The organism is Micromonospora sp. NPDC005299, from assembly GCF_042872345.1.
Taxonomy (GTDB): Bacteria; Actinomycetota; Actinomycetes; order Mycobacteriales; family Micromonosporaceae; genus Micromonospora.
The window spans coordinates 45488-59762 of the sequence record NZ_JBIAKG010000004.1 but is presented as its reverse complement, the minus strand read 5'-3'; the positions used below and the strand labels follow the sequence as shown (position 1 = coordinate 59762).

The window sequence follows — 14275 nt, the reverse complement described above, 5'->3', positions numbered from 1 at the left end:
GACGGGGTGACGTGCTCGTTGCGTGGGTTCGGTGCGCTGGCCACCGGGCGATGCTATCGCCCGGTGGCCGCCGGACCGAGATCCGTCAGGAGAGCTGGCCGCGGACCGCCGCGGTGTCGACGGTCTGCGCCGTCTCCAGCCGCGGGGTGTGCGGGGGGCCGGCGTGCGTCGGATCGGCGAGGCCGAGGCGCACCGAGATGTACGGGAAGCCCAGGCCGGACAGCATCTGCCGGAGCGACTGGCGGGTGCTGTCGACCTCCACCACGCCGGAGAGCGGCACCAGCGACACCCCGTGCCGGGTGGCGGTGAGCCAGGCGGCGGAGAGCCCCTCGCCGGCGCGCAGCCAGCTGTCCGGCTCGTCCTCGGTGCCCCAGAGGATCCCGTAGACGGCGGCCCGGTCGTGCCCCTCACCCACGGGCAGGGTGCCGGGGCCGAAGTCGCGGGCCGGAACGGTGGTCTCGGGTGCCCACTCCGGCAGCACCTCCGGCGGCAGCCCGGTGCCGGCGCCGGCCCGGCTGGTCCAGTAGGCCAGCTCCTCCAGCAGGTCGGGGCTGCCCTTCTCGACCTCCGCCGCATGCTGGGCGGCGGCGGCCAGCTCGATCTTCTGGCTGTCGTCCAGCACCTGCAGGTTGACGCCCTCCCGGGTGGCCGCCCGGTCGATCTCGCTCAGCACGGCGGTCGGGATCGGCTCGTCGCTGACCGGCCGGCGGTCGGTGTGGCGGACCTGCATGCACTGGACCGTGCGCATGGCGTCCGGGTCCGCACCGGTGGGCTTGAATCCGGTCAGCCGGGCGACCAGATCGGGCTGGCCGGGGTCGGGCATGCGCTCCACCACCGGCGTCCAGCCCTCGGCGGCCAGCGCCACCCGGGCGTGGTGCAGCGCGACGCCGCAGCTCAACACCAGCAGCCGGCCCTCCGGGTCCAGGGCGCTGAGGTGACGCTCCCGAACCACCCGCAACTCCAGCGCGTCGGGCAGCACCGTCCAGTGCCACGGCTGCGTGTTGTGCACCGAGGGAGCGTGGCCGGCCATCCCGGCGGCCTCCGCGAGAGCGGTGGTCAGCGGGCGGTCCGTAGCCGGCGTCTCGTGGCTCATCGTCACGACCTTTCCTGTTTCCCCATCGTGCCCCACGGCCGGGTCGACCGGGTGGGGTCGCCCGCTCCATCCTCGGCCATGGCCGCGGTGGGCGCACGCGTCGGACGACCTGCCCGCCCGGGCCCTTCGGCCCGTCGGGTTCCCCCGTCACCGGCCGGGTGTCGCCGCCGTGCGCCTCGGCGCCCCCGGGCGGGTCAGCGTTCGCGGACCACCGCGACCGGGCACTCGGCGTGGTGGATGAGTTGCTGGCTGACCGAGCCGAGCAGCATTCCGCGCAGCCCGCCCCGGCCCCGGCTGCCGACCACCACGAGCTGGGCCGTGCGGCTCGCCTCGACCAGCAGTGCCGCCGGGTTGCCCGGGCTCGCCACCACCTCGACCGGCACGTCCGGGAAGGACTGACGCCAGGGGGCCAGGTCCGCCTCGGCGGCCGCCCGCTCGGTGGCGCCGGCCTCCTCCGGGTCGAAGCCCGTCGGCACCCGCCCCTCGGCGGGCGGCTCCCAGACCCGCAGCGCCCGAACCGGCACGTCCCGCTGCGCGGCCCGCTCGACCGCGAAGCCGAGCGCCTGCACCGAGGACGGCGAGCCGTCCACGCCGACCACCACCGGCCCGGACGTGGCCGGCCGGCCGTCGCGGACCACGATCACCGGGCAGTGCGCGTGGGCGCTGACGGAGACGGCGGTGGAGCCGGCGAGCAGCCCGCCGAAGCCGCCGTGGCCCCGGCTGCCCAGCACCAGCATGTTCGCCTCGGCGGAGCGCTCCTGGAGGACCAGCGCGGGTGGGCCGTCGAAGACCTCGCCCTGCACGGTCAGCCCGGGCCGGTCGGCGGCGGCGTCCGCCGCCGCCCCGCGGACCAGATCCTCGACCTGCCGCCGGGCGGTCTCGTCGGGCCAGACGCCGGGGGCCACCCCGGGACCGATCCAGCCGGCCACCGTCAGCCATTCGAAGACGTACGCCAGCCGGACCGGCCGGCCCGATCGGCCCGCCTCGTCCAGCGCCCAGTTCACGGCCACCGACGCGTCGGCGGAGCCGTCGTAGCCGACCAGGATCTCGTCGCTGCTCACTGTGCTGGCCTTTCGTTCGCGACTGCGGGGCTCGCAGGCGCACTCCGCACGCTCACCGTCCGCCCCGCACACCTGGGTCGGTCTCCCGGATCCAGCGCCACTCGGCGACCCGGGGGTCGTCCTCGCCGTGCTCCCGGGTGTAGTCGCGGCAGGACTGCCGGAGGTCCACCATTTCCTGCCGCAGGTGGGCGGCGCGCGAGCGCAGCCCGGGCAGGCGGTCGATGACGTCGATGACCAGGTGGAAGCGGTCCAGGTCGTTGAGCATCACCATGTCGAACGGCGTGGTGGTGGTGCCCTCCTCCTTGTAGCCGCGGACGTGCAGGTTGTCGTGGTTGGTCCGGCGGTAGGTGAGCCGGTGGATCAGCCACGGGTAGCCGTGGTACGCGAAGATGACCGGCTTGTCGCGGGTGAAGATGGTGTCGAACTCGCTGTCCAGCAGGCCGTGCGGGTGTTCCGAGGGCGGCTGCAGGCGCATCAGGTCGACCACGTTGACGACCCGGACCTTCAGGTCGGGCAGGTGCTGGCGGAGCAGGTCGGCCGCGGCCAGCGTCTCCAGGGTCGGCACGTCGCCGGCGCAGGCGAGCACCACGTCGGGCTCGCTGCCGTCGTCGGTGCTGGCGAAGTCCCAGATGCCCAGGCCGCGGCGGGTGTGCTGGATCGCCTCCTCCATGGTCAGCCAGTTGGGCGCCGGCTGCTTCCCGGCCACCACCACGTTGATGTAGTGCCGGCTGCGCAGGCAGTGGTCCATGGTGGAGAGCAGGGTGTTGCCGTCCGGCGGCAGGTAGACCCGCACCACCTCGGCCTTCTTGTTCACCACGTGGTCGATGAAGCCGGGGTCCTGGTGCGAGAAGCCGTTGTGGTCCTGCCGCCAGACGTGGCTGGAGAGCAGGTAGTTCAGCGACGCCACCGGCGCCCGCCACGGGATCTGACGGGTCACCTTGAGCCACTTGGCGTGCTGGTTGACCATCGAGTCGACGATGTGGATGAACGCCTCGTAGCTGGTGAAGATGCCGTGCCGGCCGGTCAGCAGGTAGGCCTCCAGCCAGCCCTGGCACAGGTGCTCGGAGAGCACCTCCATGACCCGGCCGTCGGGGGACAGGTGGTCGTCGCCGGGGAGCCGGCTGCCGACGAACGCCCGGTCGGTGACCTCGAAGACGGCGCCGAGCCGGTTCGAGGCGACCTCGTCGGGGCCGAACAGGCGGAACGTCTCCGGGTTACGGGTGATCACGTCCCGGACCCAGGGGCCCAGCGCGCCGGTGGCGCCGGCCATTGGCGCGCCCGGTTCCTTGACGTCGACCGCGTAGTCGCGGAAGTCCGGCAGCTCCAGGTCGCGCAGCAGGAGGCCGCCGTTGGCCACCGGGTTGGCGCTCATCCGCCGGTCGCCCCTCGGCGGCAGGTCGGCCAGCTCGGCGACCGGCGCGCCGGTGGCGTCGAACAGCTCCTCCGGCTGGTAGCTGCGCAGCCAGCGCTCCAGCTCGGCCAGGTGCGCCGGGTTGTCGCGGACCTCGTCGATCGGCACCTGGTGGGCGCGGAAGGTGCCCTCGACCTGCTTGCCGTCGACGTCCTTCGGGCCGGTCCAGCCCTTCGGCGTACGGAGGATGATCATGGGCCAGCGGGGGCGCTCGACCTCGCCGCCGGAGCGCGCCCGGCGCTGGATCTCGGTGATCTCGTCGACCGCCCGGTCCAGCGTGGCGGCGAGGGCCCGGTGCACCCGGGCCGGGTCGTCGCCCTCCACCACGTACGGCTGGTAGCCGAAGCCGCGCATCTGGTCGAGCAGGTCCTCGGAGGGGATCCGGTCGAGCACCGTCGGGCCGGCGATCTTGTAGCCGTTGAGGTGCAGGATCGGCAGCACCGCCCCGTCCCGGGCCGGGTTGAGGAAGACGTTGGACAGCCAGCTCCCGGCCAGCGGGCCGGTCTCCGCCTCGCCGTCGCCGATCACGCAGGCGACCAGCAGGTCCGGGTTGTCGAACGCCGCACCGTACGCGTGGCTCAGCGCGTACCCCAGCTCGCCGCCCTCGTGGATCGAACCTGGCACCTCCGGCGCCACGTGGCTGGGGATGCCGCCGGGGAAGGAGAACTGGCGGAACAGCCGCTGCATGCCGGTCTCGTCGCGAGCGATGTGGTGGTAGAGCTCGCTGTAGGTCCCCTCCAGCCAGGTGTTGGCCACCAGGGCAGGGCCGCCGTGGCCCGGGCCGGTGACGAAGATGGCGGACCGGTCCCGCGCCACGATGACCCGGTTGAGGTGCGCGTACAGGAGGTTGAGGCCGGGGCTGGTGCCCCAGTGCCCCAGCAGCCGCGGCTTGATGTGCTCGGGCTTCAGCGGCTCACGCAGCAACGGGTTGTCGAGCAGGTAGATCTGCCCGACGGTGAGGTAGTTCGCCGCCCGCCAGTAGGCGTCGATCCGGCGCAGCTCGTCCTCGGTCAGTGGGCTGTGCAGGTCCAGAGCGGTGTCCATGCTGCGTTAGCCTCTCGCGGCTCGGGGTCTTCTGCCACCCGGGAACGGATCCGCCGCCCCCGGCACGTCCAGCCTCGTCCGGCGGCCGGTGGGTCGAGCAGGGCCGTAGGTCCCGGGCCGCGCGGGCGTCATGGCCCGTCCTCGTCGTCCGGGTCGAGTCCACGGACGACGATCACCGGGGCCGGCGAGTGGTAGAGCAGCGTCTGGCTGACCGCGCCCAGCATGCCCCGCAGCGGCTCGTCGCCCCGCGCCCCGACCAGCGCCACCTGTGCCGAGCGGGACTGTTCCACCAGGACGGCGCCAGGGTCGCCGCAGATCGTGTGACACTCGACGGCCACCCGGGGATGTCGGGCGCCGTACCGGGCGACGGCCTCGTCGAGCAGGCCGTCGTCGCCGTCGGAGCGCTCCGTCACCCGGATGGCGAGCAACCGGCTGCCGCGGCCTTCGGCGCAGTCGAAGGCGTACGCCAGGGTGGCGCGGGAGCTCTCCGACCCGTCGAAGCCGACCAGCAGCGGCCCCTGCGGGGGCGCCTCGATCCGGGCGACCAGCACCGGGCAACCGGCCCGGGCGGCGAGCTGCACGGACGGCGCGTCGGCCGGTACGCAGTCCGGGCAGCCGGACATGCCGCCGTCGCCGACGGCCAGCAGGAACGCCGAGTCGGAGGCGCGGACCAGCGCCTCGATCGGGTCGCCCTCGACGATCTCGTCGGTCACCGGCACCGCCGGCGCGGCCTCGGCGGCCACCCGCCCGGCCTGCTCCAGCAGTTCCTCGGCGGCGGCGCGCGGGCCGCTCACCGAGAACGACTGCAGGGCCGCCGCCCAGTTGAAGGCGTGCAGCAGGTGCAGCGGCCGGTCGTGCGCGGCGGCCTCCCCGGCGGCCGTCCGGACCAGCTGGAGGTCCTCCGCCGAGCTGCCCACGCCGACCACCACCGCGCCGTGGGTGGGTGCGGGCATCCCGGCTCACCTCCCGACCGCGCTCTCCTCACCCACGGTAGTCGTGCGGGTGCCCGCCCGGACCGGGTCGGCGGAACCGGCGCGGACGGGAGGGATCAGCGGGGGTTGGGCAGGGCGGGGTGGACGCGGACGACCACGACGGTGGCGTTGTCCTCGCCGCCCTCGGCCAGGCTGGCGGCGAGCAGGGCCTGCGCGGTCCGGGCCGGGTCGCGGCGCGCGGCCAGCAGGTCGCGCAGCCGGTGGTAGCCGAGCTGGTCGCTCACCCCGTCGGTGCAGAGCAGCCAGGTGTCCCCGCTGCGCAGCGGCACGGCGAGCAGGTCCGGTTCGGGCTTGTCCGGGTGGCCGACGTAGCGCAGCAGCTGGTAGCGGGCCCGGGCCGCCTCCGGCGAGTCGGGCGGCCACCAGCCGTGCAGCAGGCCGAGCCAGGCCATGGTGTGGTCGACGGTCACCAGTTCCAGCAGGCCGTCGCGCAGCCGGTAGGCCCGCGAGTCGCCGAGCTGGACCAGCCAGCCCTGCCGGCCGTCGGGCTCGGCGACCAGGGCGGTGAGCGTGCAGCCCGTCAGCCCGGCGAGTCCCGTCCCGGCCCGGCGTACCCGGAGTTGGGTCTCGGCCGTCGCGGCGCGCAGCCCGGCGGCGTCGACGGCCGGCCAGCCGGCGCGGACCTGCGCCACGAAGGTGGTCATCGCGGTGGCGCCGGCGACCCGGCTGCCCTCGCCGTCGCCCATGCCGTCGGCGACCGCGGCCAGCGGCAGTTCGGGGTCGACGTGCAGCACGTCGTAGTTCTCCGCGTAGCGGTGTCCGACCACGCTGCCCCCGGCGATCTCCAGGGTGAACCGGCCGACGGTCAGCCGGCGGGTGGCCTGGACCGGCTGGTCCAGCGGGCGGCGGCGGAACACCTGCGGACGGTAGCACCGGTCCGGGTCACGGTTTGGCAGGTCGCGACGACGTGTCGGCCTGTCAACCGGGGTTGACAACCGTGCCCCGTCAACTTAAGTTGACACCATGAGTCAGGCGACGGAACTCGCGGCGGCGGCCGGCAGCACCGACCCGAAGGTCGGGCTGCGGGCCGTGCTCGCCCTGCGCCGGCTGCTCGAACGGCTGGAGGTGGTCCAGGTGGACAACGCCCGACGGCAGGGCTGGTCCTGGCAGGAGATCGCCGACGCCCTCGAGGTCAGCCGGCAGGCGGTCCACAAGAAGCACGCCGGGCGACCGGCGGTCCACGGAAGCTGGGAGGCGTGATGTTCGAACGGTTCACCGACCGGGCCCGCGCGGTGGTGCACCACGCGGTCGACGAGGCGCGCACCGAGGGCCGGCGCCCGGTCGGCACCGAGCACCTGCTGCTCGGCGTGCTCGCCGACGGCGACAACCTGGCCGTCCGGGTGCTCTCGGCCGGCGGCATCCGGGCCGAGGACCTGCGCGCCGCGGTGGCCCGGCACACCGCGCACGGGGTCGACGGCCTCGGCGAGGCGGACGCGGCGGCGCTGCGCGAGATCGGCATCGACCTCGCCGCGATCGTCGCCCGGATCGAGGAGTCCTTCGGCCCGGACGCGCTGCGCGAGGCAGCCCCCGCCCCTCGCCGGTGGTGGGGTCGCCGCAGCGACAACGGCCGGTTCTCGCCCCGCGCGAAGAAGGTGCTGGAGCTGTCCCTGCGGGAGGCGCTGCGACTGCGCCACCACCACATCGGCACCGAGCACATCCTGCTCGGCCTGCTGCGAGAGGGCAACGGGCTGGCCGCGCTGGTGCTCACCGAGGCCGGTGCGGACCTCGACGACCTGCGCCGGCGGGTCGAGGCGGCGCTGCGCACGGCGGCCTGACCGACCCCGGACGGCCGCAGCCCGCGTTCAAACCTGTTTGCGGTCCTCGCAACGTCCGCGCCCGTCGGGTCGCTCCGCCGCCCCGGTTGCTGCACACTTGCGCCGTGGACGGTGGAGACGACAAAGCCCCGGTGACCGCGGACAACCATGCCCCGCGCTCGGCCGTGGTGGTCAACCCGGTCAAGGTGACCGATCTCGACGAGTTCCGCCGGACGGTGGACGGCGCCCTCGCCGCCGCCGGCTGGCCCGAGCCGGCCTGGTACGAGACCACGGTCGAGGACCCCGGCCGGGGCCAGGCCGAGGCGGCCGTCGAGGCCGGCGCCGAGGTGGTGTTCGCCTGCGGCGGGGACGGCACCGTGATGGCCTGCGTGACCGCGCTGGCCGGCACCGACGTGGCGCTCGCCGTGCTGCCCCAGGGCACCGGCAACCTGCTCGCCGCCAACCTCGGCCTCTCCGGCGACCTCGCCGCCGGGCTGGAGGTCGCCGTCGAGCGGGGCATGCGCCGGCTCGACGTGGGCGTGGCTGGCGACCAGTGCTTCGCCGTGATGGCCGGGATGGGCTTCGACGCGCAGATGCTCGACTCCACCTCCGAGAAGACCAAGAAGCGGATCGGCTGGCCGGCCTACGTGGTGGGAGCGGCCAAGCACCTGCGGGACCGCCCCATGCGGGTCTCCATCCGGATCGACGGCGGGCCGCCGCTGCGCCGGCGGGCCCGCTCGGTCCTGGTCGGCAACGTCGGCCGGCTCCAGGGCGGGGTACGCCTGCTCACCGACGCCGAGCCGGACGACGGCTGGCTCGACGTGGCGGTGCTGACCCCGCGGACGCTCGGCCACTGGCTCGCCCTCGGCTGGGCGGTGCTGAGGCGGCGGGGCAGCGTGCCCCGGATGGAGGTGTTCCGGGCGCGCAAGGTCGAGATCACCAGCAACCGGGCCCAGCCCCGGCAGCTCGACGGCGACCTCATCGCGCCGGGCCGGTCGCTGAAGGCCGAGATCCGGCCCGGGTCGCTCTGGCTCTGCGTGCCGCGGCCGGCGCGCCACCCCGACCTGTCGGTGGACGCCGACGCCGCCGCCGAGCGCGGTGAGCGGCTGGTCGAGGAGGGCCGCCGTGAGTAGCACCAAGCTCGTCCCCGAGACCCGGCTGATGGCGCGGGAGGAACTCTCCGCCGACGACGCCTGGCGTACGCTGCGCCGCCACGGCGGCTGGCGCCTGCTCCGGGACGCGTTCATCCGGTTCCGCTACGGCGACGGCTTCAGCCACTCCCGGGCCTTCGCCCTGCAGCTCTGCCTGGCCGTGGTGCCGTTCCTCATCGCGCTCACCGGTCTGATCACCGACCTCGGCGTCCACGAGGGCGGCAAAGTGGTCGCCGACACGGTGCTGGCGATCACCCCGGGCCAGAGCGAGTCCGTGGTCCAGGAGTTGCTGGCCGACACCGAGCGCACCGAGCGGGCCGGTGAGCTGGCGCTGACCCTCGGTCTGCTGACCGGCCTGGTCGCGCTCACCACCACGATGGCGCAGATCGAGCGGGGCGCGAACCGGATCTACGGCGTCGAGCGGGACCGTCCGGCCCTGTTGAAGTACCTGCGCGCCACGGTCCTCGCGATGGTCGCCGGCGTGCCCGCGCTGGCCGGGTTCCTGATCCTGGTCGGTGGCCGGGCGATGGGTGACTCGGTGCGGCGGCACTACGAGTGGGGCGACTTCGCCCACGCGGCCTGGGACGTGATCCGCTGGCCGCTCAGCCTCGGCCTGACCGTACTCGCCGTGGCGGTGCTGTTCCGCCACGCGCCCCGCCGCAAGCAGCCCGGGCTGTCCTGGCTCTTCTTCGGGGCCGGCATCGCCACCGCGCTCTGGTGGCTGGCCAGCCTGCTGCTCGCCGCCTACGTGAAGTACAGCGCCGGATTCGGGCAGACCTACGGCGCCCTGACCGGGATGATGGCCCTGCTGCTCTGGGCGAACCTGACCGGGATGGCGCTCTTCGGCGGGCTGGCCTTCGCCGCCCAGCTGGAGGCCATGCGGATCGGCGTGGAGGAGCCCGCCCAGCCCGACCTCTGGGAGCCGGAGGCCGAGCGCGAGGAGCTCGTCGACACCGGGGACATGACCGCGCTCTGACGCCGCGCCGGCCCCCGGCGTGTACGGGGAGCGGGAATCGGGTACTGCGCGCCTCGCAGCAGACAAGGGAGGTGTGGGGTGACCGCGGTCAAGGAGGCGACGCGCCGGCCGCTCGGCCACTTCGCCGAGCGGAGCCTGGCGGGGCTGCTCGTCGTTGCCGGCGCGGGCGTCGGGTTCGGCGTGCTGCTCATGCTCGTCCGGTTCCACTGGGGCCCGCTCTACCACGCCGACCACGAGGCGGCGGAGTGGTTCAACAGCCTGGTGGCGCCGCACCACCCGCTGGTCACCGTGCTCCAGGCGGTCACCGACCTGGGCGGCCGGCCGGTGCTGATCTGGCTCATCACCATCGCGGTGGTCGGCCTGCTGATCCGCCGCCAGCCCCGGCTCGCCGTCTACCTGATCATTACCGGGGTGGGCGGGCTGATCCTCGACCCGTCGCTCAAGGCGCTGGTCGGTCGGCTGCGGCCGGTGGTGGACGTGCCGGTGGCCAGCGCCCCCGGCAACAGCTTCCCCAGCGGGCACGCGCTCGGCTCGTTCGTCGCGTACGGGGCGCTGCTGCTGGTGTTCCTGCCGGCCGTGGCGCCGCGCTGGCGCAAGCCGACCATCGCGCTCGCCGCCGTGTTGGTCCTCCTGGTCGGGCTGACCCGGATCGCGCTGGGCGTGCACTTCGTCTCGGACGTGCTCGGCGGCTGGCTGCTCGGCGCGGCCTGGCTGGGCGTCACCGCGTACGCCTTCCGGCTGTGGCGGCGCGAGCGCGGCCGGCCGGTGCCGCCGCTGACCGAGGGCCTGGAGCCCGAGGTGGGGGAGGAGATCGCCCCCGCCCCCGCCGAGGAGCACGTGCTGGAGCATCCCCGCTCGTCGGTGGCCGAGCTGCTGGTCGGCTGGGTGCTCGTCTTCGGCGCCCTGTACGCCTTCGGCATGTACGTCAGCTACCACGCCAAGGGCACGATCTTCGACACCCTGGACACCGAGGTGCCGCACTGGTTCGCCGACCGGCGCACCGACGCGCTCACCGACCTGAGCTGGTGGTGGAGCAAGTTCGGGGACACCCACGCCATCCTGCTGGTCTCGCTGGTGTTCTGCCCGATCGTGCTGGCGGTCTGGAAGCGCTGGCGACCGGTGCTCTTCGTGGTGCTGGCGATGTTCGGCGAGCTGAGCCTCTTCCTCGCCAGCGCCCGGGTGGTCGAGCGGCCCCGCCCGCCGGTGGAGAACCTGGACGGGCAGATGCCCACCTCGTCCTTCCCGTCCGGGCACATCGCGGCGACCATCTGCCTGTGGACCGCCATGGCGATCATCGTGCTGCCCCGCACCGACCGCTGGTGGCGCTGGATCTTCGTGGCCCTGGCCGTGATCATGCCGGTCGGGGTGGCCACCTCCCGGATGTACCGGGGCATGCACCACCCGACGGACTTCATGGGCGCGATCCTGCTCAGCGCGCTCTGGCTCTCGCTGCTCTGGTGGGTGGTCCGCCCCAACGCGGACGTGCGCGAGGGCAACCGGCCGGCCATCGAGTCGGAACAGGTGCACGAGCTGGACGACGAGCTGGCCCGGGCCGGCCGCGAGGACTGACCGGGCGCCGATGCTGCGGGTGATGACCTGGAACATCCGGACCGGCGGGCGGGACCGCGACGGCACCGACCGCCGGGACCGGATCGTCGCCGTGGTCACCGACCAGCGCCCCGACCTGCTGGCCCTGCAGGAGCTGCGCGGCCTGGACCGCGACGGCCGGCTCGCCGAGCTGGCGGAGCGGGTGGGCATGGTGCCGCACCTCGCCCGGTCCTGCTTCGGGCAGCCGGTGGCCGTGCTGGTCCGCCCGCCGCTGCGGGTGCTCCGCGCGGGCCGGGTACGCCGCCCGTTCCACCACGCCGCCGCCCGGGTCGAGGTGGCCACCGGGGCCGGCCCGCTGACCGTGTTCAGCACCCACCTGAACCCGTACTCGGGAGGGCGGCGGCGGATGGAGGCCGACTGGCTGGCGGCGGCGGTGCGGCGGACCGGGACAGCCCTGGCCCTGCTCGCCGGTGACCTGAACACCCTGGAGCCGGCCGTCGACCACACCGCCCGGCTCGCCGGCCTCACCGCCTTCTACCGGCGGCGCCACCTGCGCCGCGACGGCCGTACCGTCGACACCCGCGCGGTGGCCCGGCTGCTCGACGCGGGTCTGGTCGACCTCTGGCCGCACACCGGCGGCGGCGAGCCGGCCGGGCTGACCGTGCCGACCCGGCACGGCGGGGCGGAGTTCGCCGGGATGCGGCTGGACTACCTGCTCGCCACCCCGGCGCTGGCCGCGACGGCCCGCGCGGTCCGGGTGGTCCGCGGCGGCGACGCCGACAGCGCCTCCGACCACTACCCGGTCGTCGCCGACCTGGCGCTGGCGCCCGGCTGACCGAAGCGGCCGCGTCTCAGCTCGCCAGGTCCGTGACGACGAGGGCGACGAAGATCAGCGTGACCAACTCGCTGACCACCCAGGAGTGCGCGTTGGCCCAGTCGCGCACCCGCGGCAGCGCGGCGGTGGCCCGGTCGCCGAGCACGATCCAGTCGATCCAGGTGCCGGCTCCCGCTGTCCCGTGGTCCGTCGCTCACTCCGCGCCGGAGCGCCCGGAACACGCCGTACCAGACGGTCAGCGGCACCAGGATGCCCAGCGCCGCGCCGAGCAGGAAGGCCGCCGAGCTGGGCCGGGGGCTGCGGCTGGCGGGCCGTCGGGGTGCGGGCCCGGTTCAGACGAGCAGGTTCAGCAGCACGGTCAGCACGACCGAGGCGACGATCGAGAAGAGGATCATCAGCAGGCAGCCGAGACCGCCGCCGAGGGGCCGGATCTCCGTGTTTCCGATGCGCATGGACTCACCTTCGCAGGACGGGCGCCAGCAGGTCGCGGATCGCGTCGGCGACCTGGCCGGGCGCGGTGGTGGCGACGTTGTGCGCGGCTCCCGGCACGGCGGCCGTCCGGGCGCCCGGGACCAGGCGGGCCGCCTCCGCCCGCCAGCCGGCCGGGACGACCGTGTCCCGGGTGCCGGTCAGCACCAGCGTCGGCGCGGTGACCCGGACCAGGTCCGCCTCGATCGGGTTGCGCACCGAGTGGGACAGGGTGGCGAACACCCGCCACGGCCGGGCGTCGAGGACGTCGCGCAGCAGGATCGGCGCCTGCCACTTCGCCTCCCACAGGGTGTCCAGCAGCCACCGCCCGACCTGGCCGCGGCGGGAACGGGCGGCCGGGTCGCTGGTCGGGCCGGCCAGCACCAGCGCGCGGACCAGGTCGGGGCGGCGGGCGGCGAGCGCCGCGGCCACCTCCGCGCCGAACGAGTGGCCGAGCAGGCAGACCGGCCCCAGCCGGTACGCGGCCAGCCAGTCCGCCAGGAACGCGGCGTGCCGGGGCACGTCGTACGCCGTGCCGGGGCGCTCGGTCAGCCCGAAGCCGGGCAGGTCCGGCACGTACACGGGGTGGGTGGCCGACAGGGCCACCGCCAGCGGGGTGAGGTAGCGGTGCGAGACGGCGAGGCCGTGCACCAGCACCACGGGCGGGGCGTCGCCGCCCGGGTCGGCCGACCGGCGGGTGTGCGTACGCAGGCCGTCGACCAGCCGGAACTCGCTGGTCAAACCGGCGGCCGGCCGGGGCGCGGCCAGGGCCAGCCGCAGCTCCGCCGGCCCGAAGCGCCCCGGTGGCGAGAGCCGGACGGCGGGACCGGTCACAGCTCGCGCAGCCGGGGGAGCAGCTCCTCCTGCGCCCAGTCCAGGAACATCGGCTGGCCGTCGCCGCCGACCTGGACCAGCGCCACGTGGGTGAACCCCGCGTCGACGAACCTCTTGAACGCCTCGACGTGCCGGTCCACGTCCGGCCCGCAGGGAATGCTGTCGGCCGCGTCCTCCTCGCGGACGAACTGGGTGGCCGCGGCGAAGGCGTCCGGGCCGGGCAGGTCGGCGTTGACCTTCCACCCCATGCCGAACCAGCGGAACTGGTCGTGCACGATCTTGCGGCACTCGGCCTCGTCCGGGCCGTAGCAGATGGCGACCTGCCCGTACCGGGGGCGGCCCGCGCCGCCGGCCTCCTCGTACATCTCGACCAGGTGCGGCAGCGGGTCGGTGGCGATCATGGCGTCGGCGTACTCGGCGGCGAGGGTGGCGGACTGCCGGCCCGAGGCGGCCACGGCCATCGGCACCGGGCGTTCCGGCCGGTCCCAGACGTAGGCGTCGGGCACGTCGAAGTGGTTGCCGGAGAAGGTCAGCGTCTCGCCGTTGAGCAGGGGTCGGATGATCTGGAGGGCCTCCTCGAACATCTCGTGCCGCTGCTGCACGTGCGGCCACCCGCCCACCACGTGCTCGTTGAGGTTCTCCCCGGCGCCGAGGCCGAGGGTGAACCGCCCGTCCGAGAGCACCCCGATGGTGCTGGCCTTCTGCGCCACCACGGCCGGGTGGTAGCGCCGGATCGGGCAGGTCACGAAGGAGAGCAGCTCGGCCCGGTTGGTGGCGTGGGCGACCGCGCCGAGCACCGACCAGGCGTACGGGGAGTGGCCCTGCGAGTCCAGCCAGGGGTAGTAGTGGTCGGACGTCACGAGGTGGTCGAAGCCGGCGGCCTCGGCGCGGACGGCGTGGTCGACCAGCTGCTTGGGTCCGGCCTGTTCGCACATGAGGGTGTAGCCGACGTTGACCATGGCACCTCTCCTTCCGGGCGGGATCGTCACCGGATACCCCGCGCAGCGGCGGTCAACCCTGGTGTCCGCTTCGGTGGCCGGCCGTCTTGACGCCGGTTGGGGATGCTGCCTACAGTCCGGCTTAACCGGTTCAGACTCCGGTGGCGCAG

The 14275-nt window shown here is 74.4% G+C and carries 14 protein-coding genes; 6 read left to right on the top strand and 8 right to left on the bottom strand.

Going from position 1 to position 14275, the window contains the following annotated elements:
* Positions 1 to 85: 85 nt before the first annotated feature.
* The 5 genes from ACFYPD_RS13345 to ACFYPD_RS13325 form a co-directional block, all read right to left on the bottom strand.
* The gene (locus ACFYPD_RS13345) at positions 86 to 1093 is read right to left on the bottom strand and encodes an Acg family FMN-binding oxidoreductase (protein ID WP_387112564.1); all 1008 of its coding nucleotides are present in this window, start codon (positions 1091 to 1093) and stop codon (positions 86 to 88) included.
* 194 nt (positions 1094 to 1287) lie between these two features.
* On the bottom strand, positions 1288 to 2154 hold the full coding sequence (locus ACFYPD_RS13340; RefSeq protein WP_387112562.1) for a universal stress protein: 867 nt from the start codon (positions 2152 to 2154) through the stop codon (positions 1288 to 1290).
* 52 nt (positions 2155 to 2206) lie between these two features.
* Positions 2207 to 4609 (bottom strand): phosphoketolase, encoded by a 2403-nt coding sequence (locus tag ACFYPD_RS13335; RefSeq protein ID WP_387112559.1) that lies wholly within the window; start codon positions 4607 to 4609, stop codon positions 2207 to 2209.
* A gap of 128 nt (positions 4610 to 4737) precedes the next feature.
* Positions 4738 to 5562 (bottom strand): universal stress protein, encoded by an 825-nt coding sequence (locus ACFYPD_RS13330; RefSeq protein ID WP_387112556.1) that lies wholly within the window; start codon positions 5560 to 5562, stop codon positions 4738 to 4740.
* Between the two features lie 95 nt (positions 5563 to 5657).
* On the bottom strand, positions 5658 to 6458 hold the full coding sequence (locus ACFYPD_RS13325) for a PP2C family protein-serine/threonine phosphatase (RefSeq protein ID WP_387112553.1): 801 nt from the start codon (positions 6456 to 6458) through the stop codon (positions 5658 to 5660).
* A 106-nt stretch (positions 6459 to 6564) separates the two neighbouring features.
* Here ACFYPD_RS13325 and ACFYPD_RS13320 point away from each other — a divergent pair, with 106 nt between their 5' ends.
* The 6 genes from ACFYPD_RS13320 to ACFYPD_RS13295 all read left to right on the top strand — a co-directional run bounded on the left by ACFYPD_RS13320 (position 6565) and on the right by ACFYPD_RS13295 (position 11865).
* Positions 6565 to 6801, top strand: a complete 237-nt coding sequence (locus ACFYPD_RS13320) for a helix-turn-helix domain-containing protein (protein WP_387112550.1) — start codon at positions 6565 to 6567, stop codon at positions 6799 to 6801.
* Positions 6801 to 7376: a Clp protease N-terminal domain-containing protein gene (locus ACFYPD_RS13315; protein ID WP_387112547.1), complete on the top strand. Its 576-nt coding sequence runs from the start codon at positions 6801 to 6803 to the stop codon at positions 7374 to 7376. The genes ACFYPD_RS13320 and ACFYPD_RS13315 overlap by 1 nt, the downstream gene beginning before the upstream one ends.
* A 104-nt stretch (positions 7377 to 7480) precedes the next feature.
* Positions 7481 to 8488, top strand: coding sequence for a diacylglycerol/lipid kinase family protein (locus tag ACFYPD_RS13310; RefSeq protein WP_387112544.1), 1008 nt, complete (start codon positions 7481 to 7483; stop codon positions 8486 to 8488).
* Positions 8481 to 9482, top strand: a complete 1002-nt coding sequence (locus ACFYPD_RS13305; protein ID WP_387112541.1) for a YihY/virulence factor BrkB family protein — start codon at positions 8481 to 8483, stop codon at positions 9480 to 9482. Before ACFYPD_RS13310 ends, ACFYPD_RS13305 begins: the two co-directional genes overlap by 8 nt.
* Before the next feature lie 78 nt (positions 9483 to 9560).
* Positions 9561 to 11051, top strand: a complete 1491-nt coding sequence (locus ACFYPD_RS13300) for a phosphatase PAP2 family protein (protein ID WP_387112538.1) — start codon at positions 9561 to 9563, stop codon at positions 11049 to 11051.
* Positions 11052 to 11061: 10 nt separating this feature from the next.
* Positions 11062 to 11865 carry an endonuclease/exonuclease/phosphatase family protein gene (locus ACFYPD_RS13295; RefSeq protein ID WP_387112535.1) on the top strand — a complete coding sequence of 268 codons (804 nt, stop codon included), beginning with the start codon at positions 11062 to 11064 and terminating at the stop codon, positions 11863 to 11865.
* 16 nt (positions 11866 to 11881) lie between these two features.
* Here ACFYPD_RS13295 and ACFYPD_RS13290 read toward each other — a convergent pair whose 3' ends face one another.
* From ACFYPD_RS13290 to ACFYPD_RS13280, 3 genes are all read right to left on the bottom strand, one after another.
* Positions 11882 to 12010: a hypothetical protein gene (locus ACFYPD_RS13290; protein ID WP_387112533.1), complete on the bottom strand. Its 129-nt coding sequence runs from the start codon at positions 12008 to 12010 to the stop codon at positions 11882 to 11884.
* 311 nt (positions 12011 to 12321) lie between these two features.
* Positions 12322 to 13167 carry an alpha/beta fold hydrolase gene (locus ACFYPD_RS13285; protein ID WP_387112530.1) on the bottom strand — a complete coding sequence of 282 codons (846 nt, stop codon included), beginning with the start codon at positions 13165 to 13167 and terminating at the stop codon, positions 12322 to 12324.
* The gene (locus ACFYPD_RS13280) at positions 13164 to 14126 is read right to left on the bottom strand and encodes a TIGR03557 family F420-dependent LLM class oxidoreductase (protein WP_387112528.1); all 963 of its coding nucleotides are present in this window, start codon (positions 14124 to 14126) and stop codon (positions 13164 to 13166) included. The genes ACFYPD_RS13285 and ACFYPD_RS13280 overlap by 4 nt, the downstream gene beginning before the upstream one ends.
* Positions 14127 to 14275 lie beyond the last annotated feature (149 nt).

What these genes read in the sequence shown, in the direction of transcription:
- ACFYPD_RS13345 (WP_387112564.1), bottom strand. Translation starts at nt 1,093, where the DNA reads ATGAGCCACGAGACGCCGGCTACGGACCGCCCGCTGACCACCGCTCTC.
- ACFYPD_RS13335 (WP_387112559.1), bottom strand. Translation starts at nt 4,609, where the DNA reads ATGGACACCGCTCTGGACCTGCACAGCCCACTGACCGAGGACGAGCTG.
- ACFYPD_RS13330 (WP_387112556.1), bottom strand. Translation starts at nt 5,562, where the DNA reads ATGCCCGCACCCACCCACGGCGCGGTGGTGGTCGGCGTGGGCAGCTCG.
- ACFYPD_RS13320 (WP_387112550.1), top strand. Translation starts at nt 6,565, where the DNA reads ATGAGTCAGGCGACGGAACTCGCGGCGGCGGCCGGCAGCACCGACCCG.
- ACFYPD_RS13315 (WP_387112547.1), top strand. Translation starts at nt 6,801, where the DNA reads ATGTTCGAACGGTTCACCGACCGGGCCCGCGCGGTGGTGCACCACGCG.
- ACFYPD_RS13295 (WP_387112535.1), top strand. Translation starts at nt 11,062, where the DNA reads ATGCTGCGGGTGATGACCTGGAACATCCGGACCGGCGGGCGGGACCGC.
- ACFYPD_RS13280 (WP_387112528.1), bottom strand. Translation starts at nt 14,126, where the DNA reads ATGGTCAACGTCGGCTACACCCTCATGTGCGAACAGGCCGGACCCAAG.